This window comes from Bacillus mobilis, from assembly GCF_001884045.1.
Classification (GTDB): domain Bacteria; phylum Bacillota; class Bacilli; order Bacillales; family Bacillaceae_G; genus Bacillus_A; species Bacillus_A mobilis.
This window is the reverse complement of record NZ_MACF01000070.1, coordinates 26,186-48,575: the sequence shown is the minus strand read 5'-3', so window position 1 is coordinate 48,575 and position 22,390 is coordinate 26,186. Positions and strand designations below refer to the sequence as shown.

The 22,390-nt window shown below is 34.4% G+C and carries 20 protein-coding genes and 2 other annotated features; of the genes, 19 read left to right on the top strand and 1 reads right to left on the bottom strand.

Features of this window, described 5'->3' with window-relative positions:
* The first annotated feature begins 225 nt into the window (after window positions 1-225).
* The 7 genes from BAQ44_RS11560 (at window position 226) to BAQ44_RS11530 (ending at window position 7,524) form a co-directional block, all read left to right on the top strand.
* Window positions 226-1,986 (top strand): ABC transporter ATP-binding protein, encoded by a 1,761-nt coding sequence (locus BAQ44_RS11560; RefSeq protein ID WP_071721737.1) that lies wholly within the window; start codon window positions 226-228, stop codon window positions 1,984-1,986.
* Window positions 1,987-2,074: 88 nt separating this feature from the next.
* Window positions 2,075-2,752: a response regulator transcription factor gene (gene hitR / locus BAQ44_RS11555; RefSeq protein ID WP_217994143.1), complete on the top strand. Its 678-nt coding sequence runs from the start codon at window positions 2,075-2,077 to the stop codon at window positions 2,750-2,752.
* The gene (hitS, locus tag BAQ44_RS11550; RefSeq protein WP_071721735.1) at window positions 2,749-3,822 is read left to right on the top strand and encodes an envelope stress sensor histidine kinase HitS; all 1,074 of its coding nucleotides are present in this window, start codon (window positions 2,749-2,751) and stop codon (window positions 3,820-3,822) included. Before hitR ends, hitS begins: the two co-directional genes overlap by 4 nt.
* Window positions 3,823-4,042: 220 nt before the next feature.
* Window positions 4,043-4,762, top strand: a complete 720-nt coding sequence (locus tag BAQ44_RS11545) for a 3-ketoacyl-ACP reductase (protein ID WP_000818985.1) — start codon at window positions 4,043-4,045, stop codon at window positions 4,760-4,762.
* A 140-nt stretch (window positions 4,763-4,902) separates the two neighbouring features.
* Entirely contained in the window at window positions 4,903-5,574 is a 672-nt protein-coding gene (locus BAQ44_RS11540) for an O-methyltransferase (RefSeq protein ID WP_071721734.1), read from the top strand.
* Between the two features lie 132 nt (window positions 5,575-5,706).
* Window positions 5,707-6,579 carry an aminoglycoside 6-adenylyltransferase gene (locus tag BAQ44_RS11535; protein ID WP_071721733.1) on the top strand — a complete coding sequence of 291 codons (873 nt, stop codon included), beginning with the start codon at window positions 5,707-5,709 and terminating at the stop codon, window positions 6,577-6,579.
* Window positions 6,580-6,696: 117 nt separating this feature from the next.
* The gene (locus tag BAQ44_RS11530) at window positions 6,697-7,524 is read left to right on the top strand and encodes a peptidoglycan-N-acetylglucosamine deacetylase (RefSeq protein WP_071721732.1); all 828 of its coding nucleotides are present in this window, start codon (window positions 6,697-6,699) and stop codon (window positions 7,522-7,524) included.
* A gap of 85 nt (window positions 7,525-7,609) precedes the next feature.
* Here BAQ44_RS11530 and BAQ44_RS11525 read toward each other — a convergent pair whose 3' ends face one another.
* Complete coding sequence (locus BAQ44_RS11525; RefSeq protein WP_063261821.1) at window positions 7,610-8,218, bottom strand: NUDIX hydrolase; 609 nt, start codon at window positions 8,216-8,218, stop codon at window positions 7,610-7,612.
* 82 nt (window positions 8,219-8,300) lie between these two features.
* Between BAQ44_RS11525 and BAQ44_RS11520 the strand changes: the two genes are divergently transcribed.
* The 12 genes from BAQ44_RS11520 to BAQ44_RS11460 all read left to right on the top strand — a co-directional run bounded on the left by BAQ44_RS11520 (window position 8,301) and on the right by BAQ44_RS11460 (window position 22,320).
* Window positions 8,301-8,939: a pyridoxamine 5'-phosphate oxidase family protein gene (locus BAQ44_RS11520; protein WP_063261822.1), complete on the top strand. Its 639-nt coding sequence runs from the start codon at window positions 8,301-8,303 to the stop codon at window positions 8,937-8,939.
* Between the two features lie 235 nt (window positions 8,940-9,174).
* Window positions 9,175-9,406 (top strand) — a binding site (T-box leader).
* 115 nt (window positions 9,407-9,521) lie between these two features.
* Window positions 9,522-9,753: a binding site (T-box leader), on the top strand.
* A 154-nt stretch (window positions 9,754-9,907) separates the two neighbouring features.
* Complete coding sequence (locus BAQ44_RS11510; RefSeq protein WP_063261823.1) at window positions 9,908-11,203, top strand: homoserine dehydrogenase; 1,296 nt, start codon at window positions 9,908-9,910, stop codon at window positions 11,201-11,203.
* Window positions 11,196-12,254 carry a threonine synthase gene (gene thrC / locus BAQ44_RS11505; protein WP_063261824.1) on the top strand — a complete coding sequence of 353 codons (1,059 nt, stop codon included), beginning with the start codon at window positions 11,196-11,198 and terminating at the stop codon, window positions 12,252-12,254. Before BAQ44_RS11510 ends, thrC begins: the two co-directional genes overlap by 8 nt.
* Window positions 12,251-13,144, top strand: coding sequence for a homoserine kinase (gene thrB / locus BAQ44_RS11500; RefSeq protein WP_063261825.1), 894 nt, complete (start codon window positions 12,251-12,253; stop codon window positions 13,142-13,144). Before thrC ends, thrB begins: the two co-directional genes overlap by 4 nt.
* Window positions 13,145-13,255: 111 nt before the next feature.
* Window positions 13,256-13,465: a DUF6366 family protein gene (locus BAQ44_RS11495; RefSeq protein WP_063261826.1), complete on the top strand. Its 210-nt coding sequence runs from the start codon at window positions 13,256-13,258 to the stop codon at window positions 13,463-13,465.
* 197 nt (window positions 13,466-13,662) lie between these two features.
* Window positions 13,663-15,966, top strand: coding sequence for a glycoside hydrolase (locus tag BAQ44_RS11490; protein WP_071721730.1), 2,304 nt, complete (start codon window positions 13,663-13,665; stop codon window positions 15,964-15,966).
* A gap of 283 nt (window positions 15,967-16,249) precedes the next feature.
* Window positions 16,250-17,251, top strand: a complete 1,002-nt coding sequence (locus tag BAQ44_RS11485) for an LCP family protein (RefSeq protein ID WP_063261828.1) — start codon at window positions 16,250-16,252, stop codon at window positions 17,249-17,251.
* 164 nt (window positions 17,252-17,415) lie between these two features.
* Window positions 17,416-18,663 (top strand): hypothetical protein, encoded by a 1,248-nt coding sequence (locus tag BAQ44_RS11480; RefSeq protein WP_071721729.1) that lies wholly within the window; start codon window positions 17,416-17,418, stop codon window positions 18,661-18,663.
* A 13-nt stretch (window positions 18,664-18,676) separates the two neighbouring features.
* Complete coding sequence (locus BAQ44_RS11475) at window positions 18,677-19,366, top strand: response regulator transcription factor (RefSeq protein ID WP_063261830.1); 690 nt, start codon at window positions 18,677-18,679, stop codon at window positions 19,364-19,366.
* The gene (locus tag BAQ44_RS11470; protein ID WP_071721728.1) at window positions 19,363-20,724 is read left to right on the top strand and encodes a sensor histidine kinase; all 1,362 of its coding nucleotides are present in this window, start codon (window positions 19,363-19,365) and stop codon (window positions 20,722-20,724) included. Before BAQ44_RS11475 ends, BAQ44_RS11470 begins: the two co-directional genes overlap by 4 nt.
* Window positions 20,725-20,827: 103 nt before the next feature.
* Window positions 20,828-21,649 (top strand): peptidoglycan-N-acetylglucosamine deacetylase, encoded by an 822-nt coding sequence (locus BAQ44_RS11465; protein WP_061680439.1) that lies wholly within the window; start codon window positions 20,828-20,830, stop codon window positions 21,647-21,649.
* Between the two features lie 14 nt (window positions 21,650-21,663).
* Window positions 21,664-22,320 (top strand): YkyA family protein, encoded by a 657-nt coding sequence (locus BAQ44_RS11460; RefSeq protein WP_063261833.1) that lies wholly within the window; start codon window positions 21,664-21,666, stop codon window positions 22,318-22,320.
* The last annotated feature ends 70 nt before the right edge of the window (window positions 22,321-22,390 follow it).

Genomic DNA, 22,390 nt, shown 5'->3' with positions numbered 1-22,390 from the left:
CAATAACGGGAGATTTATATAGTATTGTAAATTGGTTATCTATAATTCGCATAGAATAATATTAAGTACCTGGTAATAATATCAGATATTTATACTTGTTGTAAAGATGCGTTTGTATGTATATTTTGTAAAAAGAGAAAAAGTGTGTTTACATTCAGTTTACATTTGTATTGTATTCTATTTTTAGAAAGAACAGTTTGGTTTAACACGAGGAGATGAACAGGAATGGAAGTTAGAAATGAGATGAAGAAAAAAGGGAGCTGGAGGCAGTTTTTACGCCTTATTCAAGATACAAATCCTCCGAAAGGGATTCTTGCTTTTGCGTTATTAATGAGTCTGCTTTCTACGGGAGCGAGTTTATTTATACCGATGTTAACGAAAGGGTTAGTAGATAATTTTTCACTTTCGTCAATAAGTACAGGACAAATTGTTGGGCTAGTTGCATTCTTTATTATGCAAACTATAGCTGCAGGATTGTCTATATATTTACTAAATTATATAGGACAGAAGATCGTAGCTGGACTGAGAGAACGTTTGTGGAAAAAGGTGCTTATATTACCGGTAACTTATTATGATCAAAATAGAACAGGTGATACCATTAGTCGTATGACAAATGATACAGGAGTTGTGAAAACATTAATTTCTGAGCATTTGTCAAACTTATTAACAGGCGGTATTTCAATTGTTGGATCATTAATTGTATTATTTGTTTTAGATTGGAAAATGACACTTTTACTTTTAACAGTTATTCCATTATCAGTACTAATTTTAGTTCCACTTGGACGGAAAATGTATAAGATTTCAAAAGCACTTCAAGATGAAACGGCTTCTTTTACTAGTGTATTAACACAGGTGTTATCAGAAATTCGTTTAGTGAAGTCTTCGAACACAGAAAAAAAGGAATATGAAACTGGAAATAAAGGTATTGAAAAGCTATTACAATTTGGTTTGAAAGAGGGAAAAGTGCAAGCATTAATTTCACCAGTTATGTCATTTGTTTTAATGGCATTGCTTGTTATTATCGTAGGATATGGTGGAATGCGAGTTTCTAGCGGTGCATTAACAACAGGAGAACTAGTAGCGTTTATTTTATATTTAGTTCAAATTATAATGCCGATGAGTCAATTATCTATGTTCTTTACACAATTCCAAAAGGCAATTGGTGCAACGGAAAGAATTAATACAATTTTAGAATATGAAGTAGAAGATCATGAAACTGGTGTGAAGGTTACAAATGCTAAGCAGCCAATCGTTCTTGAAAATGTACATTTTGAGTATAACGAAGAAGAGCAAGTTTTAAAGAATATTGATTTCACAATTGAATCAGGAAAAGTAACAGCAATCGTAGGACCAAGTGGTAGCGGGAAAACGACGTTATTCTCATTATTAGAACGTTTTTATGAGCCGACTAGTGGTGCCATTAAATTAGGGAAAGAATCAATTACGAGTTATGCACTACAATCATGGCGACGTCAAATTGGTTATGTTTCACAAGATAGTCCGTTAATCGATGGAACAATCCGTGATAACATTTGTTACGGTGTTGAGGGCGAAGTGACAGATGCAGAAATTGAAAAAGTAGCAGCGATGGCATATGTTGATGCATTTATTCATGATTTGCCAAACGGATACGCAACAGAAGTGGGAGAACGTGGTGTGAAGCTTTCTGGAGGACAAAGACAGCGAATTGCTATTGCCCGAGCATTACTTCGAAATCCACAAATTCTTATGTTAGATGAAGCAACTTCCAGTCTAGATAGTAAGTCTGAGTCTGTCGTTCAAAAGGCATTAAATAACTTAATGAAAGGCAGAACAACGTTAGTTATTGCACATAGACTTTCTACTGTTGTAGATGCAGATAAAATTATCTTTATAGAAAAAGGGAATCTTACAGGAAGCGGTACACATGATGAATTATTACACTCACATGATATGTATCGTGAATTTGCAACGCAACAATTGAAAATTAAAGAGGCGGCATTTTAAAATGAATAATCAGTGGGGAATTTGCTTCACTGATTATTTGTTTTTAACAGTAATAAAATAGATGCGGAGTAGAAAGGAAATGGTTCTTTTGATACCTAAAATATTAATTGTGGACGATGATCCGCATATTAGAGAACTTGTTTCTGTTTTTTTAGAACGAGAAGGTTTTCAAACATATGAGGCAATTGATGGTCTAGATGCACTGAAGAAAATAGATGAAGTGAAAGTTGATATGGTTATTCTTGATATCATGATGCCAAATATGGATGGATTTGATGTATGTTTTGAATTAAGGAAGTATTATGATATTCCGATTTTGATGCTAACTGCTAAAGGAGAAACGTCTCAAAAAGTAAAAGGATTTCACCTTGGCACGGATGATTATCTTGTAAAACCATTTGATCCGATAGAACTAGTAGTGAGAGTAAAGGCACTACTGAAACGTTACCAAATTACAGTATCGCAATCGATTCAAGTTGGAAATGTACTGTTAAATCGTAAAACATTTGAAGTTACAATTGGAGAACAAATAGTTACATTACCGCTAAAAGAATTCGAAGTGCTCTTTACTTTAGGTTCTAAAGCAGGAAGAACTTGTTCGAGAGAGCAATTAATTGAAGATGTATGGGGATATGATTTTGAAGGGAATGAACGTACACTAGACGTTCATATTAATCGGCTACGTGAGAAGTTTCAAGAAGAGAAGTCGAAGTTCAGTATTAAAACGATAAGAGGCTTAGGGTATCGCTTAGAGGTAAGTAAATGAGAAAAAGAAAACGAATGAGTAAGTTGAAGATGTTGAAAGTAACGGGAGCGATCATAGCGCTCTTTTCTTTTCTCACTATAATTTGGTCTATCGCATTTTATGTAGCAACTAGTATATTGAATGCTCTTGAAATACATGTATCGTCGTTTGTTGCCTTTTTAATTAGTGATATGGTCGGTTTTGTATTTATTGTTCTTATTTGGACATTGTTTGGGATATTAATGAGGCCAAAACGACAGGCGATGATTTGGACGATTATTGAACCGATACAAAAAATTGCAAAAGGAGACTTCTCTGTAAAAATACGAAATGAAGAAAAGTATGATGGAGAAATTGGTGTACTCGTAAAAAGTATAAATGATATGACAGACGAACTGAATGCGATGGAGAAAATGCGTCAGGAATTTGTATCGAATGTGTCACATGAAATCCAGTCACCATTAACTTCTATAAAAGGATTCGCTAGAGCGCTACAAGACGATAACCTTTCCGAGGAAAAAAGAAAGCATTATCTTACCATTATTGAAACGGAAACGACGAGATTATCTAAACTAAGTCAAAATTTACTGAAACTAACTCTTTTAGAGTCAGAAGAGTATACACCAGAAAGAGTGACTTATCGATTAGATCAACAGTTAAAGCAAATTGTATTAAATAGTGAACCACTCTGGGCTGAAAAAGAAATTGAGCTAGAACTTAATTTAGAGAAAGTACACATTACTGCTGACCAAGAAAGTATGAGTCAAGTTTGGATTAATTTAATTCATAATAGTATTAAATTTACTCCAAGTGGCGGCACTATTACAATCCAGTTACAAGAACATGAAAAAGTAGTGGAAGTACGTATTCGCGATTCGGGAATTGGTATATCTGAAAAACAGAAACAACATATTTTTGAACGTTTTTATAAAGCAGATTCTTCACGAAATCGTGCTTACGGAGGAAGTGGCTTAGGTTTGGCCATCGTAAAAAAGGTACTCGACCTTCATCAAGGAGAAATAAAAGTCGAGAGTGAAGAGGGGAATGGGACAGAATTTATTGTTTGTATTCCTAAATATGAAGAAAAGTAGTGTATTGATAAGCGATATATTTTTTATACGAAGACACTCTCTTATGAAGAGGGTGTCTTTATTTTGCATTAATAATGATAAATTGTAATGAATTAATAGTAATTTACTATAGTTACCTACAAGTAACCTACGCACATGAAAGTGCATCATTGCCTTTTTACATAAACACAGATACAATTTTAATATAATACATAACTGAGATGATTAAGGAGTGTTATACTTGGCAGAATTATTACAAGGTAAAAATGCTTTAATTACAGGAGCAGGTAGAGGAATTGGTCGCGCTGTAGCGATCGCGTTAGCGAAAGAGGGCGTAAATGTAGGTCTTTTAGCTCGTTCAGAAGAAAACTTAAAAGCTGTAGCGAAAGAAGTAGAAGCAGAAGGCGTAAAAGCTGTTATTGCGACTGCTGATGTTTCTTCATACGAAGAAGTGACGACTGCGATTGAGACATTAAAAAACGGTTTAGGATCTATCGATATTTTAATTAATAATGCTGGTATTTCTAAGTTCGGTAAGTTTTTAGAATTAGACGTTGCTGATTGGGAAAAAATCATTCAAGTAAACTTAATGGGTGTATACTATGCAACTCGCGCAGCTTTACCAAGCATGATTGAACAACAATCTGGTGATATCATTAACATTTCATCTACAGCAGGACAAAAAGGTGCACCTGTAACAAGTGCATATAGTGCTTCTAAATTTGGTGTTCTTGGCTTAACAGAATCATTAGCGATGGAAGTTCGCAAACATAACATTCGTGTAACAGCTCTAACTCCAAGTACAGTAGCAACTGATATGGCTGTAGATTTAGGATTAACTGACGGAAACCCAGATAAAGTAATGCAAGCAGAAGATATTGCAGAATTTATCGTAGCGCAGCTGAAATTAAATAAACGTACATTTATTAAATCAGCAGGACTTTGGTCTACTAATCCGTAGGGGATAAATGTATAAACAAAAGAAGGGATATTTATTCTGTAATGGAGTAGATGTCCCTTCTTTATTTTTGTTTAGGAGACAGAATTTTCGGTATAATCAAATGTGAGTAGTAGAAAAGTATTGAAAGGGATGGTATTTACATGAGTACAATTGAGAAATGGACGGCTGTTGATCAATATGTGAGTGATGTATTAATACCGAAAGATTCTACATTAGAAGAAGTTCTTCAAGTAAGCGCTGCAGCTAATTTGCCAGCACACGATGTATCGCCAACGCAAGGGAAGTTTTTGCAACTATTAGTACAAATTCAAAGAGCTCGAAACATTTTGGAAATTGGTACTCTAGGCGGATATAGCACGATATGGCTTGCAAGGGGCTTGCCATCTGGAGGACGAGTTGTTACATTGGAAGCAAATGAAAAACATGCAGAAATTGCACGTAACAATATTGAGCGTGCCAATTTGAATGATAAAATTGAAGTAAGAACAGGATTAGCTTTAGATTCTTTACAGCAAATAGAAAATGAGAAGTATGAACCATTTGATTTTATTTTCATAGACGCTGATAAACAAAATAACCCTGCTTATTTTGAATGGGCACTGAAACTATCACGCCCTGGTACTATAATTATTGGTGATAACGTAGTACGTGAAGGAAAAGTTATTGACAATACGAGTAACGATCCTCGCGTACAAGGGATACGTCGCTTCTATGAATTAATAGCTGCAGAGCCACGTGTAAGTGCTACTGCGCTTCAAACTGTTGGAAGTAAAGGATACGATGGCTTTGTAATGGCAGTCGTAAAAGAGTGATGTGAGGAGGTAAATGGGATGAAAAAGAAATTTCAAAAATTATAACATGTATCTTGTACAACGCAGCTATCTCGTGGACCTCCAACATACTTGGAAATATAAGTTTATATAAAAATTGGAGGTAAGGAATAGATGAGAACTGAAAAAGAAATGTTAGACTTAATTATAAATACAGCAAAAGAGGATGAAAGAATTCGAGCTGTCATTATGAATGGATCACGTGTAAATCCAAATGTGAAAAGAGATTGTTTTCAAGACTATGATATTATGTATGTTGTACATGATATACAATCTTTTACGTCTAATCATAATTGGATTCATAGATTTGGAGAAATAATGATTGTACAAATGCCAGAAGAAATGTCATTAATTCCAGCGGACGAAGACGGGAAATTTCCGTATTTAATGCAGTTTATGGATGGAAATCGAATTGATTTAACGCTCGTTCCATTTGATTTGATAAATAAGTTCGTTGGACAAGATAGTTTAAGTGAATTGCTTCTGGATAAAGATAATTGTATGGATGAATTTCCACCAGCAAGCGATAAAGATTACTTAATAACAAAGCCTACAGCAAAAGAGTTTTTAGATTGCTGTAATGAATTTTGGTGGTGTAGTACGAATGTAGGGAAAGGACTATGGAGAGAAGAACTTTCTTATGCGAAAGGGATGCTCGATGGTCCATTACGAGATATGTTCACCGTAATGCTAGAATGGCATATTGGTATGAAAACAGACTTTACAGGTAATGCAGGAAAGTTTGGGAAGCATTTCGAGCAATATATTGAAAAAGATATGTGGGAGCAATTTAAACGTACCTATTCGAATGCAGAATATGAATACATATGGGAGTCATTCTTTGTCATGGGGAAATTATTTAGGGAAGTAGCGAATGAAATTGCTAACACATATGGATATCAATACCCGCAAGGTGATGATGACAGAGTGACGAGCTATTTAAAACATGTGAAAGCTTTGCCGAAAGATAGTACATCGATTTATTAATAATATAAAGCAATAAGACTGTCCTAATTATGGACAGTCTTATTTTTGTTCATGAATAGGAATTTCCCTAACAAAGTGCAGAGGAATCACATATGAAATTTTAGGGAGGTTTTTATTATGTATTATTTTTATTCGTCAGAAATGTTTGCCCCATATCAATTGGGATTAGAACGAGATGTTTCATACGCCTATATGCCATATCACTCATTTTATTATGGAGACTATATAAGCTCATTGCCATACGCATATATCCCTCAAAACTATGAAGTGCAAATGAAAGCATATGAGCGTGGATCGTGGACGCCATTTTCGTGGGTCGAAAAATATGCGTACGCATTTTCCGGACCATACAATAAAGCGGAAGTCGCTCTTACATTTGATGATGGACCAGATTTAGAATTTACGCCGAAAATTTTAGATAAGTTAAAACAACATAATGTAAAAGCAACTTTTTTCTTGCTTGGTGAAAACGCAGAGAAGTATCCGAATGTAGTAAAACGTATTGCGAATGAAGGGCATGTAATTGGCAATCATACGTATAGCCATCCGAATTTAGCGAAAGTAAATGATGCTGAGTACCGTAATCAAATTATAAAAACAGAAGAAATATTAAATCGTTTAGCTGGTTATGCACCGAAGTTTATTCGTCCGCCGTACGGTGAAATACTTGAAAATCAATTGAAGTGGGCGACAGAGCAAAACTTTATGATTGTACAGTGGAGTGTTGATACAGTTGATTGGAAAGGCGTAAGCGCTGATACGATTACAAATAATGTGTTAGGTAATTCATTCCCGGGTAGTGTTATACTTCAGCATTCAACACCAGGTGGGCATTTGCACGGATCTGTAGAGGCACTAGACAAAATCATTCCTCAGTTAAAAACGAAAGGGGCACGCTTTGTAACGCTGCCAAATATGTTCCAAACATCGAAAGAGAGAAAATAAACTGGAATTTAAATCAGCCGGGTATTGTCAATCATCGACTATAAAGAATAGGTCCCCAAGTACTTTAAAATGGGAGGCCTATTCTTTATAAACTATTATTTTCTAGTAAGTCTTTTCCTTGCTCTATAACAAATTCATAGTATGCAAGATCATATGGATAAATATCTTCAAATGTTATCGTTATCGGTTTATTGCTTAAAACAGAAATAGTCGTTAAAGATGAAATCTCTCCTTTTAATAGTTGTAGAAAAGAATTTGCATGTACTTTCATCACATCGTCTACTTCTTCACCCGGTGCGAATGGAAGTGGATTGATGACATTGTGGAAATACATATGACAAAACTCACGATCAGTAAGGTTTGAAATTTCATAATCTATTTTAAATATTCCTTTGTACGTTAAGTCAGTGGTTTGAAAGGAGAGCCCTAGCTCTTCTTCAATTTCACGAAGACCGCCAATTTGTACATCTTCATCATGCATAATATGTCCGGCAGATGTAATATCCCATATACCCGGAGCTTCTTTTTTATTTTTAGAGCGTAATTGGAAATATAAGAACATATCTTCATCATCTTTTTCTACAAACCAACAATGAAATGTTTCGTGCCAATCACCGTCACGATGCACTTCATCACGCAATTTCTTCCCAAGTGTATTTCTTTCAGGATCAAATATTGTTAACCACTCTGTCATTTTAATTCCCCTTTCTGCAAATTTTATTATACAATATTTGTATTGAATTTTGGGAAAATAAAGAAAAAAGGAGCGGTTAATAGTGGGGATAGAGCGTACGGAAATAAAATCGATTATTTCAACAGAGGAAGAATTACGGAAAATATTGGGGCAACCAAGTGAGCGAGCATTAAAGAAAGTTATTTCATCATTAGACCACCATTGCGTAGATTTCCTGTCTAAATCTCCTTTTCTAGTATTATCTACTGCAAATAAATTAGGAGAGTGTGATGCTTCACCGAGAGGAGACGCACCTGGATTTGTATACGTATTAAATAATAATAAAATTATCATTCCAGAAAGACCAGGTAACCGTCGTATAGATTCCATTTTGAACATTATTTCAAATCCATACGTAGGGTTACTATTTTTTATTCCTGGACTTGGGGAGACGCTCCGAATAAACGGCCGAGCGTATATTACAAACGACGAAGAGATATTGCAAGAAATGCAGGCGAATGGACGCAATCCGTTACTTGGAATTGTCGTTGAAATAGAAGAGTGTTATATTCATTGCGCAAAAGCTTTTATCCGATCTAAGATGTGGGATCCAGAATCTTGGTTACATAAAAAAGAGTTACCTTCAGCAGCAAAAATGTTGCTGGAGCATGCGAAAGTAAATACTTCTGAAGAAGATGTTGCACGTTCTTTAGAAGAAAGTTATACGAAAAGATTGTATTGAAAAAACTTTATAGATATAGTTTTGTAAGGTGAATATGTACACATTTTAGAATGGGATATTCATATAAGAATCGTTGATTTACAAACTGGAGAAATAACTAAATAGGTAAATCAAGTGGTAGTTGCATAATACTATTTTGAAATACAATAAAAAATGATTTTGAAAATTGTTAGTAAAAATAGGCTTGCTTTTTGAAAAGTTGATAACTATAATAAGTTAACAAATAGACATGAACGAAAAAGTAACGATAAGGACACGAAATTATTTTTACGGTTTACAGAGAGGGAAGTCAAGGGTGTGAGCTTCCTAACACGAGAAATGATTTTACCACCTTTGAACTTCAATAGTGAACGAGTAATCTAGTAATTATTGACGGAATCAGCCGTTATCTGAACTTGAGCAATCTAGAAGGAAATACGTCTAGATTGGAACAAGGGTGGAACCACGAAAACACATTCGTCCCTTTCCTAGGGATGAGTGTGTTTTTTTATGGATATGAAGATTGAAAATTAAAAATAATTAAAAAATAGTATTGATTTTGTTGTTTATACGAGTATAATGAATTAACAAATAAACATGAACGAAAAAGTAACGATAAGGACATGAAATCATTTTTACGGTTTACAGAGAGGGAAGCCAAGGGTGTGAGCTTCCTAACACGAGAAATGGTTTTACCACCTTTGAACTTCAATAGTGAACGAGTAATCTAGTAATTATTGACGGAATCAGCCGTTATCTGAACTTGAGCAATCTAGAAGGAAATACGTCTGGATTGGAACAAGGGTGGAACCACGAAAACACATTCGTCCCTTTCCTAGGGATGAGTGTGTTTTTTTATTACTTTGAAAGGAGGTGCTGTAACATGAAACGATTTGTATGTACGGAAATAACCACCACCTGCATGATTAAAAAGCAGAGCAAGGTGATTGATAAAGATAAAAAATAAAATTGTAGGAGGAGATTAGAAGATGAATAACGTTATTAATGTTGGGGTGTTAGGCTTAGGTACGGTCGGAAGTGGTGTTGTCCATATTTTGAAAGAACATTATAAAAAAATTGCACTTGATACAGGGTATGAAGTGAAGGTAAAGACAGTCGTTGTACGTGACTTAGAAAAAGAACGTGATGTTTGTATTGATGGAATCGTAGTAACAAGTCATGTCGATGAAGTTCTAAATGATTCAAATATTGATATTGTAGTAGAGGTAATGGGCGGAATTGAAGAAGCGAAGCAGCACATTGTTAAGGCTTTACGAAATAAGAAGCATGTCGTAACAGCAAATAAAGATTTAATGGCTGTATACGGTGCAGAGCTTCTTCAACTGGCGAACGATAATGATTGTGATTTATGTTATGAAGCAAGTGTAGCGGGCGGTATTCCGGTGTTAAGAGGCTTAACAGACGGTTTAGCTTCAGATCAAATTGAAAAAATAATGGGAATTGTAAATGGCACAACAAATTACATGTTAACAAAGATGAGTCAAAATGGATGGTCGTATGAAGAGGCATTACAAGAAGCACAAAAATTAGGTTTCGCAGAATCAGATCCAACAGCGGATGTAGATGGGCTAGATGCAGCGAGAAAGGTAGCCATTCTTGCAAACTTAGGTTTTTCGATGAATGTTTCTTTAGATGATGTGCAAGTAAGAGGGATTCGAAAGGTCGAAAAAGAAGATTTACAAATGGCTGAAAAGTTAGGATTTACTATGAAATTAATTGGGAAAGCAGAGAAACAAGGATCAGCCATTCATTTAAGTGTAGAACCGACACTTTTACCAAGACATCATCCATTATCGAATGTAAATAATGAATTTAATGCAGTATATGTTCACGGTCAAGCGGTAGGAGAAGTAATGTTTTACGGCCCTGGAGCTGGGAAGTTACCGACTGGTTCTGCTGTAGTAAGTGATATTATTTCAATCGTAAAAAGTATGAATCAAGTTCCGAAAAATAAAAGTGCGTTAAAAGAACCAGAACCGTATGAATTACAAGGAGATGAAGAAGTCGTTTCGAAATATTTCTTACGTATTTCATTACGAGATGAACCTGGGATGTTACAAAAAATAACAGAATGTTTCGTTAATTATTCTGTAAGTTTAAAAGAAGTTATTCAATTACCTTTAAATCGTGAACTTGCAGAAGTCGTTGTTGTGACACATCAAACTTCAAAGTATCAATTCGAACGAGTGCTAGGAGCGATAGAAGATGTCGCAAGTGAAATAAACAGTTATTACATTATTGAGGAGGAAAAACAATATGTATAAAGGATTATTAAAACAGTATGCTTCTTATTTACCGGTGAATGAAAATACACCTGATGTGAGCTTAATGGAAGGAAATACACCGCTTATTCCGTTATTAAATATATCAAAACAATTAGGAATTCAGTTATACGGTAAGTATGAAGGAGCGAATCCGACAGGTTCTTTTAAAGATCGTGGTATGGTAATGGCTGTTGCGAAGGCGAAAGAAGAAGGTTCGGAGGCAATTATTTGTGCATCAACAGGTAATACTTCGGCATCGGCCGCAGCATACGCGGCACGCCTTGGAATGAAATGTATAATCGTAATCCCTGAAGGAAAGATTGCTCATGGAAAATTAGCGCAAGCAGTCGCCTATGGAGCTGAAATTATTTCAATAGAAGGAAATTTTGATGATGCACTTAAGGCTGTAAGAAATATTGCTGCTGAAGAGCCGATTACATTAGTAAACTCAGTGAATCCTTATCGAATTGAAGGGCAAAAAACAGCAGCATTTGAAATTTGTGACCAGTTGCAAAGTGCACCAGATGTTTTAGCGATTCCTGTTGGAAATGCTGGAAATATTACAGCGTACTGGAAAGGTTTCTGTGAATATGAGAAAGAAAAAGGCTATAAGAAGCCAAGAATTCATGGGTTTGAAGCGGAAGGAGCAGCTGCTATTGTAAAAGGACATGTCATTGAAGAACCTGAAACAATTGCAACAGCGATTCGCATCGGTAACCCAGCGAGTTGGTCATATGCAGTAGAGGCTGCTAAGCAATCTCACGGTGAAATAGATATGGTATCAGATGAAGAAATATTACATGCGTATAGATTATTAGCAAAAACAGAAGGGGTTTTCGCTGAGCCGGGATCAAATGCTTCATTAGCCGGCGTTATTAAACATGTTCAATCTGGAAAAATCAAAAAAGGAGAGACAGTTGTTGCGGTTTTAACTGGAAATGGGTTGAAAGATCCTGATATCGCAATCTCTTCTAATACATTAGATATTGCAAGTGTTTCAAATGATATAGAACAAATTAAAGAGCATATTAAAGGGGTGATTATGTCGTGATACCATTAAGTATTCGAGTTCCTGCTAGTACAGCGAATGTTGGACCTGGATTTGATTCAGTGGGAATAGCTTTGTCATTATATTTAGATGTAGTAGTAAAAGAGAAAGCCGATAAATGGCAAGTAATCCATTCCTTTGAAGAATCAATTCCGACAGACGATAAAAATTTAATCGTTAGCACGGCATGTAAAGTGAGTCCTTCTTTATCACCCCATATAATAGAAGTTACTAGTAATATCCCACTTACAAGAGGTCTAGGAAGTAGTGCGTCAGCAATTGTAGCTGGGATAGAACTTGCGAATCAACTAGGCAATTTGAACTTAACGACTGATCAAAAAGTTCAAATTGCTACAAATTTTGAAGGACATCCTGATAATGTTGCTGCTTCTATATTAGGAGGAACTGTAATCGGAGCACTGGATGGAAAAAATGTTTCGGTTGTAAGAATTGAAAGTAAGGAATTAGGTGTAATCTCTCTTATTCCAAATGAAGAGTTAAATACGGAGGAAAGCCGATCTGTATTACCAGATGTGTTTCCGTTTCATGAAGCAGTTAAGGCTAGTGCAATCAGCAACGTATTAGTAGCTGCGTTTTGTCAAAAGAAGTGGGAAGTTGTAGGAGAAATGATGGAAAGAGATCATTTTCACGAGCCATTTCGTTTAGAACTGGTCCCGTTATTACCATCTATTCGTAAATGTGCAAAAGAATTTGGAGCATACGGCACAGCGCTTAGCGGTGCAGGCCCATCCATTTTTATATTAACGCCATATGATAAACGTCAAGAAATTGGTGAGCAATTAGCGAGAGTATTTACGTCTATGAATGTGTGCGAGCTAGAAATCGATCATAGAGGAATTACTGTAAATAAAGAAGAACATATAGGGCTATAAAAAAGCTAGCATTGCTAGCTTTTTTGTTGTAAATATCTTTTCAGTTGGCATATAAAAGAAAAGTAATAATGTATAATTTAGTAAAGGGTGTAATCATTTGGAGGTGATTGTATGAAGAAAGAGTCACCAGAAGAAAAGAGAGAGCGTATAAGGCAAAGTGAATTGAAAAATAATCCTACCGGTTCTTTAAAGGATGGATTAAACAGAGCTGAATCAGGTAGTCCAGTTGATATGACAGGTGGTATGAATTGGAAAGGTACAGCGCTAGTAATTGTAGTGCTAGTTTTAGGCTATATTATGTACACTTATTTTTTTAGTTAAGAAATGTACGTTAAAGTTATGAATTATTTGCTTTTATAAGTAGTGAGGATTGTATTACATATACTTTAAACAAATTATAGTTGTCCATACACACTTATTTTTAATACTCAAAATAGAGCTAGCGTTATGCTAGTTCTATTTTTTTGCCATATTCCTGTAACAAAGCCCCTGTATATTCAGTGGTGGAGGTGCAGAAGATGAAAAAAATGATAGCGATATGTCTTCTTACAACTATGTCATTTTCGACTTTAGTTGGGTGTGATGTAAAAGGTAACAATGCTGTACAAGAGTCTAAAATAAAGAAAGCGACGTATAAAGAATTTACTTACGATGTAAATCCAGAGACTTTCACGTTAACTGTAGAACATGATGGTGTAAAGGAACAGGCGTCGCAGCCGTTACCGAAAATGAAGGTGTCGAATGTGAAAAAAGATAAGGGGCGCACATCATGGGAATATCCAGATCAAAAAGTAAAAGTGAATGTAGAAAAGAAAAAAGATCACTTAAATATTGAAGTGGAATCGACTGGTGCAGAAAGCTTTACATGGCCGAAAGTACAAGCTGAAAATTATACACTTCCGTTATGGGAAGGAAAGCAAATTCCGAGTAATGATGAAAATTGGAAGAAGTTTTTAAAGGATGATGCATATTCATTTGCTGAATCATTTTCTATGAAGTTTTTTGCTTTAAATGGTTCGAAATATTCCATTGTATATATTGCAAACAATTTGTTTAATAATGAATTGAAATTTCATTCGGATCCGAAAATAGGATTTGATTTTATACATGAATTCCCGAGCATAAATAAAAATAAAACATATGGATTTCAATTATATGTGACAAATAATGATGCAGTGAGTATTGCTAAACTGTATAAGGATAATATTGCTGGAAAAGGTGAATTTAAAACATTACAAGAAAAGGCTAGAAAAAATAAAGAGATTGAAAAACTTTATGGTGCGGCTCATTTTTATTTTTGGAATCAAAATGGTTTGTCTGACAGTAACGTAAATTGGCAAAAGATAAGAGAACAAATAAATAGTCCTGTGTTTAGCCATATAAAAGAGCTTATTCAAAAGAATAGTTCGGAGCCTGGAGAATTGAATGTATTTGAGCAAGTAAGTAAACAAGATTTCATTGATCAGTACCAAAAAAATGTTATTTTGCGTTATGTAAATGAAGTATTATCAATGAAGGAATTGTATAAAGAGGATATTTTCCCAAAAGTTGATCAGAAGGCTAGTGAGTTATTAAACAAAGGTGTAGATCATTTATCGAAGATGGAGTTATATAACTTAAATAAGCATGTATTAAAGTCGGCGCTCGGCGATGCGATTGAAGAAGTAAGTAAATGGGGTAAGGCAGATGGAACGGATATTATAAAGGAAATGAAAGCAGCAGGAATAGACAATGCGTGGATTGGGTTACCGAACTGGGAACAAGGGTATATGCAGCCTGATTTCGTGACAGAAGCTAAGAAAATGGGATATTTAGTTGGTCCGTATGATTCGTACCATTCTATTCACGAAAAGGCTGATAAAAATTGGAATACAGCTTCTTTTCATGATCCATCGTTATATGAAGAGGCAACTGTGACAAAGAAAAATGGAGAAAAAGTGCAAGGGTTTTTAGGTAGAGGGCGAAAATTAAATCCAACTTTATCTCTTCCTAGTGTAAAAGAGCGAATGAACGATATATTACAAAATGGACCTAAATATAATTCATGGTTTATTGATTGTGATGCAACAGGTGAAATTTATGATGACTATTCGGCCAAACATATAACAACACAAGAACAAGATTTAAAAGCAAGGTTACAACGAATGGATTATATTGCGCAAGAAAAAGGTATGGTAGTTGGTTCAGAAGGTGGAAATGACTTTGCAAGTAGCACGATTGCATTTGCTCACGGCATTGAAACGCCGGTTATTAAATGGGACGATGAAGATATGAGGAAAAATAAAACTAGTCCGTATTATGTGGGCGGATATTGGTCACCGAATCAAAATGTTCCAGAAAAATATGCAAAACAAGTACCGTTAAAAGAAGAATATAAACAAGTATATTTAAATCCAGTATATTCGGTACCGTTATATAAATTAGTATACAACGATTCTGTAATTACAACGCATCACTGGGAATGGGGAAGTTTGAAAGTAAAAGATGAGGTAGGAAACCGTATGTTATATGAGTTATTGTATAATGTTCCTCCGTTATACCATTTAGATGAAGTAGAGTGGAATAAGCATAAACAAGAAATTACGCAGCATCTGAAAGTTTGGAATGAAGTTCATGAAAAGGCAGTAAAAGAAGAAATGACGAACTTTGCGTATTTGTCAGAAGATAAATTAGTTCAATCTGCTTCTTATGGAAAAGATATTAAAGTTATTGTGAATTTCTCAAATGAAGAGATAGAAATAGATAAGGCGAAACTAAAAGCAAAATCCGCTGTTATTTATAATCATGGGAAGAAAACAATGTATACACCGCTTGAGGGATAATATGAAATGTATTGTTACATTACTAATTTTTCAGGTGAAAGTTGAAGGATTCGAAACGAATAAATTTATAAATCTGTAATTTATGATGTCAAGGAATGTTAAATTTTTGAAGTTGAAAAATAGTGACTTGCCAAAAATAAGCACGAGAGTATAATGTGAAATGGAATACATATTGGATTCATCATGTAACCTTACAAAAATGTAAGGTGTTTGAAAGGAAATTCAATATGAAGATTGCTAGACATACATTATACTAGGGAAAGAGAAAGAGAGGCGAATGAAGATGAGCTCTGAATTAGAACAAAATACGAGAAGCAATAAAAAACGTTCTAAAAGAAAGTCAATAAAATGGTTCATTTTAATTCCATTTTTCCTACTTATTTTTGGAGGAGTAGGATATGGATCATTAATATATAATAAAGCAAAAGCTGTTGTAAGTGATGCGTATGCACAAATTGATAAATCATCAAAACGTGATAAAGAAGTTGAGCCTTTAAAGGATAACATTTCAATTTTAATCATGGGTGTAGATGGTAGTGAAATGCGAAAAAGTCAATATGGTGAAGCTGTTCGCACAGATGCACTTTTATTAGCAACAATTAATAAAGATGATAAATCAGTTAAATTAGTAAGTATTCCGCGTGATTCACGTGTATATATTCCATCTAGAAAGAAATTAGATAAAATTACACACGCACACGTATTTGGTGGTGTTGAAAGTACACGAGATACAGTGGAAAGATTTTTAAATGTTCCTGTTGATTATTATGTGAAGTTTAACTTTGAATCATTCGTACAAATTGTCGATTCACTTGGTGGTATTGATATTGATGTACCTGTTACTTTCACAGAGCAAGATAGTAAAGACCAAGCGGGTATGATTCATTTAGAGAAAGGTTACCAACATTTAAATGGGGAACAAGCACTTGCACTTGCAAGAACACGTAAAATTGACAGTGATGCAATGCGTGGCCAAAGACAACAACTTGTAATAGAAGCAATTGCAAAAAAAGCAATGTCTGTCCAATCTATTAGCAAAATGGGCTCTTTACTTGATGCGGTTGATAAAAATATGAAAACGAACTTAACTTTCGATGATATGCTTGCGATTACAAAAAATATGGCAGGGTCTAATTTGGAAATGGAAAAAATGCAAGTAGAAGGTACGGATAAACGTATCGGAGGTATTTATTATTACATTCCAAATGAAAAAAATGTGAAAGATATTTCGAAAAAATTAAATGATCATTTAGGTGTAACACCAAAACCAGTTCGAAACGAATAATAAAAAAAGATTGGCTTTTGCCAATCTTTTTTTATCGGAATGGATTTGTAACTTTTCTGTAACGATTTTTTATTTTAGAAAAATTATACTCATATGTATGAGAATATTGGAGAAGCAAAAAGTAAAGAAAAATAATGAAAATCTGTAATAAGGAAAGATATTATATGCAGAAATGGATAGGCATTATGGGAATCATTTTTATGTTGACTGGATGTAAAATGTCTGAAGCTCCAACAAGTTTAATGGGTGCTCCTGCCAATGAAAAATGGATTAATGAACTAAAAGAGCAAATAGATAAAGATTTGCCTGTAAATTATCGATTGCTTACTCCAATGTCTAATAAAGATAAACAGATGATTTGGTCAATGGATTTTAAACAAGATAATAAGAAAGAAGCCATCTTATTTTATAAATTACCGAATGAAGATCATAGCGTATATTTAGCCGTATATGAAGAAGCCGGAAATGGGTGGAAAGTAAAGTCCACGAATAAATTTGATGGTGGAGATGTAGATATCGTTGAAGTCGGTGATTTTACAGGAAACGGGAAGCGGGAGTTACTAATCGGAATTTCTGCAAGTCGTGAATCGTTAGAACACGTTATGTATGTTTTTTCAGAAGAAAATGAAGATATGAAGGAAATATATAATCGAAGTTATACGAAGTTATTCATAGAGGATTTAAATAAAAATGGATTGAAAGATATAAGCCTTGTTACGTATGAAAAGGATGAGAAATTGACAGTTGAGTTCATGGAACAATTTAAAACTTTATCTGAAGCATCATTCGATCCATATATAAATAGCATCCAAAGAATACAAATGGGCCGTATTTCTAAATCACTAAAGGCGGTTGTAATTGATGCAGGTGTTGGTGCTCATTCAGGGATAACATATGTAGCAAAATTTGATAAGGGTCATTATGAGCCACTACCTATAGATGGAAAAGAAGATTTATTCAATGATTATGTAGTCGAAAGCAAAGATATAAATGAAGACGGCATTATTGAATTTGTTCGTACAGTGCGTCCGAAAGGTTGGGAAGAGGCATCATACGGAGAGAGTACGATGTTTGAACGTTATATTCAGTGGAGCGAAGATGGAATTAAATCGATAGAAGAAAGATATGTAAATATAGAGAAAGGTTATTTTATCAAAATCCCGCAAGCATTAATTGGAAAAATAACTGTTCCAGTCCAGCAAGAAGCATCAGATGTTCAAAAGTTTATAGATACAACGACAAATGAACTATGGCTAGAAGTCCATATATTTAAGCGGAAAGAATGGTTCAAAATAAAAGGATACGAGGCAGCAGTGAAAACGGCTTCTCACGTATACGCCGTACCGAAACAACCACATTTTGAAAAAGTGAAAGCATATGTAAAGCCGCTAGCGGATTATCAACAAGAGTAGGGAGGTGGAAATTATGCCAACAATTTTAGTTTTAGAAGATGAAATGCCTATTCGTAGTTTTATCGTCTTAAATTTGAAGCGTGCTGGATTCTATGTATTAGAAGCTAGTACGGGAGAAGAGGCGTTACAGATTTTATGTAAACATACTGTTGATGTAGCATTGCTTGATGTAATGTTACCAGGAATGGATGGTTTTCAAGTTTGTAAAGCGATCCGAGAAGAAAATAAAAAAATCGGTATTATTCTGTTAACCGCACGTGTACAAGATGAAGATAAGGTACAAGGATTAGGAATTGGTGCAGATGATTATATCGCAAAGCCGTTTAGTCCAGTGGAATTAACTGCACGTATACAATCGTTATTAAGAAGAATAGAAGTACATGATGAAAAAGCAAATACAATCATATCTGGCCCGTTTTCGTTACATGTTATAGAAGAAAGATTATATAAAAGTGGACAATTAGTTGATTTAACCCCTACAGAGTATATGATATTACAGTATTTAATGAATCAGGCTTCAAAGCCAGTTTCACGTGATGAAATTTTAAATATGATTTGGGGAACGAATTATGTAGGTGAGACGAAAGTAGTAGATGTAAATATGAGGCGGTTACGTCAAAAGATAGAATGTAATCCATCAGAACCTGAATTTATTCTTACTGTGTGGGGAAAAGGATATGTGTGGAAGGAAAGTATAAGATGAAAAGAAAAGTGACTTTATATTTTATGACGGTCATTATACTTATGCTTGTATTATTTGAAGTCGTATTTTCAGTCTCCATTTATCGATATTATTATAATGGTATTGTGCAATATATAGAATCTCATGCGAAGACAAGTACACGATTTTTCTCTGAATACAATTCACTATACTTTATTCGTTTGCAAGAATACAGCGGCGATATAATTGAGAGCTTTCAGTTAGAAGGAACTGAATTACAATTAATTGATCGACATGGTACGATTATACAGTCGTCAAGTGGACAAAAGGTAGAAGGGAAAGTAGTTATTCCGTATTCGTTACTAGAAGGAGAAATGTACCATCAAGTGACTACTACGAAAGAAAATGTGAAACAATTAGAAGTTATTAGTCCACTTATTCATCAAGGACAAACAATCGGTGTTTTGAAATATACGACTGTTTTAACGAATGTAAATGCAAAGATTATCGAAATCATTATGTTTACTATTTCTGTAGGTATTGTTATTTCAGGAATTGTATTCTTAATCAGTAGACGATTAGCGAATTCGTTTGTTAAACCAATCGAATCTATTATTCATGCTTCTTCACAAATTGCAGAAGGTACATTAAAGAAGAAAATTAAAGAGGATTACCCTGGTGAATTAGGTGAATTGGCACATAGTTTAAATCATATGTCTAATAAAATAGAAAAAGCAGAACAGATGAAAAATGAATTCATTGCTTCGATTTCTCATGAAATACGAACGCCTTTAACTGGAATTAAAGGTTGGAGTGAGACGTTAAAAACGGTAAAACATTTAACGGAAGAAGAGATAAAGCAAGGTATGGGAATTATATCAGGTGAGACAGACCGATTAATTCATTTAGTAGAAGAATTACTAGATTTTTCAAGATTACAATCAAATCATTTCAATTTATATAAACAAAAGGTGCAAATATACGATATACTAGAGGAGACGATTTGGCAATTAACTCCTAACGCTGAAGAGAAACAAATTCAATTTATGAATACGATAGAAAGAATTGAATTGATGGGAGATCGAAATAGGCTAAAGCAAATTTTCTTGAATATTGTTCAAAATGCTATTAAATATTCACATGAAAAAGGTACAATACACATTGAAGCGACTAAAAATGAAGGACAAGCAGTAATCAAGGTGAAAGACGAAGGGATTGGAATTGCTAAAGAGCATTTACCATATATAGAACAGTCATTTTACCAGATTAATAACCATGCTACAGGTGCTGGTCTTGGTTTAGCTATCGTAAAAAAAATGGTAGAGCTTCATGGAGGTACACTTAGTTTTATTAGTAAAGAGGGAATAGGAACAACCATTTTGATAAAACTCCCATTATAATACATATATATAGGTCTGTTTATATAGTGTAATAATATAAATAGATGTATAATTATATTGGGTGATTTATATATAAGATTAATAGGGAGAGGAATTAGATAGAATGGAAAAAGCTTTAAAAATTAAACGAGTAGTAGTCGTTTTAATAGCGATTGCAGCAGTAGCTATTGGGTATTTTATGTTTCAATCCATTACTTCACCAGCAAAGGCTGTTGCAAAACAAGAAAATGTAGTACAGCTTGCAAGTGAACAACCGAAAGTAGAAATGAATAAAACGGCACCAAGTCGTTTTAATGGGAAAGAAAGAAAAGTTGCTTATCTTACATTTGATGATGGCCCAGGGAAATATACGGCTGAATTGTTAAATATGTTAAAACAGCATGATGCGAAGGCGACGTTCTTTTTAATTGGAGCGAATGTAAAAGAATTTCCGGATTTAGTGAAACGTGAAGATGCAGAAGGTCATTATGTAGGTATGCATAGTATGACACATAATTTTGCAAAGTTATATAAAAATGGCGAGTATGTAAATGAAATGAAAGAAGATCAAAGCTTAATTGCAAATATTATTGGAAAATCACCTAAATTAACACGTCCGCCATACGGTTCGATGCCTGGATTAAATGAAGGTCTTCGAAACAAAGTGGTAGAGGGCGGTTTTAAAGTATGGGATTGGACAATTGATTCATTAGATTGGAAATATAACAAAGTACAAGTTGATGCAGCGGCAGCACAAATTGCTCAAAACGTAATAACACATGCAACAAAACCACAGGAAGTTATTTTAATGCATGACATTCACCCACAATCAGTTGCTGCTGTGCCAGCAATTTTAAAAGGGTTAAAAGAAAAGGGTTATGAGTTTGAAGCTTATCATGAAGAGAGTCACTTCCCAGTGAATTTCTGGCATGATAACCGTATGTAATGGAGGAATGAACGTTGAAGTATGGAAAAGTAGCAGTAGTTGGAGCACTATCAGTAGGACTATTAACAGGTTGTTTCGGTGAAAAACCAGAAGAAAATCTTTATACAGCTTTTGAAACAGCAGCAACACAAGAAAAATCATTAGTTGATGAAGCGAAGAAGTTAGAGAAGTTAGAGAAGGAAGGTCAAGAGCTATATTCTCAAATTTTACAAGAAGGTAAAGATCATAATGACGCTGTTATGAAGAAGATAGAGCAAGCTACTGCAAATGTAGATGACCGTGAAAAAGTATTAAAAACTGAGAAAGAAATGCTAGAAAAAGCTCAGAAAGAAACGAAATCTGTGCAAGGAAATATAGAAAAGCTTGAAGATAAGAAGTTACAAAAACAAGCGAAAGCAGTAGAAGAGTCGTATAAAAACCGTTATGATGCATTCCAAAAGATGAATGAGAATTATACGAAGGCGTTAGCGACTGAAAAAGAACTGTATGAAAAATTAAAAGTAAAAGAAACGAAATTAAAAGAGATTGGTGAAAAAGTTAAAGCTGTCAATGAATCAACTGTGGAAGCACAAAAGTCAAAAGAGCAATTTAACAATTATACAAAAGAGTATAATGACAGTAAATTAGCATTCTACAAAGATGCAGAGATTAAGATTAAAGATCAGAAATAAAGAAGAACCTTACGCATAATAAAAAGCCGGAGAAACATCGTTACAAATGTTTTTTCGGCTTTTTACGTTA

What these genes read in the sequence shown, in the direction of transcription:
- BAQ44_RS11495 (WP_063261826.1), top strand. Translation starts at nt 13,256, where the DNA reads ATGAAGAAAGAGTCACCAGAAGAAAAGAGAGAGCGTATAAGGCAAAGT.
- BAQ44_RS11465 (WP_061680439.1), top strand. Translation starts at nt 20,828, where the DNA reads ATGGAAAAAGCTTTAAAAATTAAACGAGTAGTAGTCGTTTTAATAGCG.
- BAQ44_RS11485 (WP_063261828.1), top strand. Translation starts at nt 16,250, where the DNA reads ATGAGCTCTGAATTAGAACAAAATACGAGAAGCAATAAAAAACGTTCT.
- BAQ44_RS11560 (WP_071721737.1), top strand. Translation starts at nt 226, where the DNA reads ATGGAAGTTAGAAATGAGATGAAGAAAAAAGGGAGCTGGAGGCAGTTT.
- BAQ44_RS11490 (WP_071721730.1), top strand. Translation starts at nt 13,663, where the DNA reads ATGAAAAAAATGATAGCGATATGTCTTCTTACAACTATGTCATTTTCG.
- BAQ44_RS11470 (WP_071721728.1), top strand. Translation starts at nt 19,363, where the DNA reads ATGAAAAGAAAAGTGACTTTATATTTTATGACGGTCATTATACTTATG.
- BAQ44_RS11510 (WP_063261823.1), top strand. Translation starts at nt 9,908, where the DNA reads ATGAATAACGTTATTAATGTTGGGGTGTTAGGCTTAGGTACGGTCGGA.
- thrC (WP_063261824.1), top strand. Translation starts at nt 11,196, where the DNA reads ATGTATAAAGGATTATTAAAACAGTATGCTTCTTATTTACCGGTGAAT.
- BAQ44_RS11535 (WP_071721733.1), top strand. Translation starts at nt 5,707, where the DNA reads ATGAGAACTGAAAAAGAAATGTTAGACTTAATTATAAATACAGCAAAA.
- BAQ44_RS11525 (WP_063261821.1), bottom strand. Translation starts at nt 8,218, where the DNA reads ATGACAGAGTGGTTAACAATATTTGATCCTGAAAGAAATACACTTGGG.
- BAQ44_RS11480 (WP_071721729.1), top strand. Translation starts at nt 17,416, where the DNA reads ATGCAGAAATGGATAGGCATTATGGGAATCATTTTTATGTTGACTGGA.
- BAQ44_RS11540 (WP_071721734.1), top strand. Translation starts at nt 4,903, where the DNA reads ATGAGTACAATTGAGAAATGGACGGCTGTTGATCAATATGTGAGTGAT.
- hitS (WP_071721735.1), top strand. Translation starts at nt 2,749, where the DNA reads ATGAGAAAAAGAAAACGAATGAGTAAGTTGAAGATGTTGAAAGTAACG.
- BAQ44_RS11530 (WP_071721732.1), top strand. Translation starts at nt 6,697, where the DNA reads ATGTATTATTTTTATTCGTCAGAAATGTTTGCCCCATATCAATTGGGA.
- BAQ44_RS11475 (WP_063261830.1), top strand. Translation starts at nt 18,677, where the DNA reads ATGCCAACAATTTTAGTTTTAGAAGATGAAATGCCTATTCGTAGTTTT.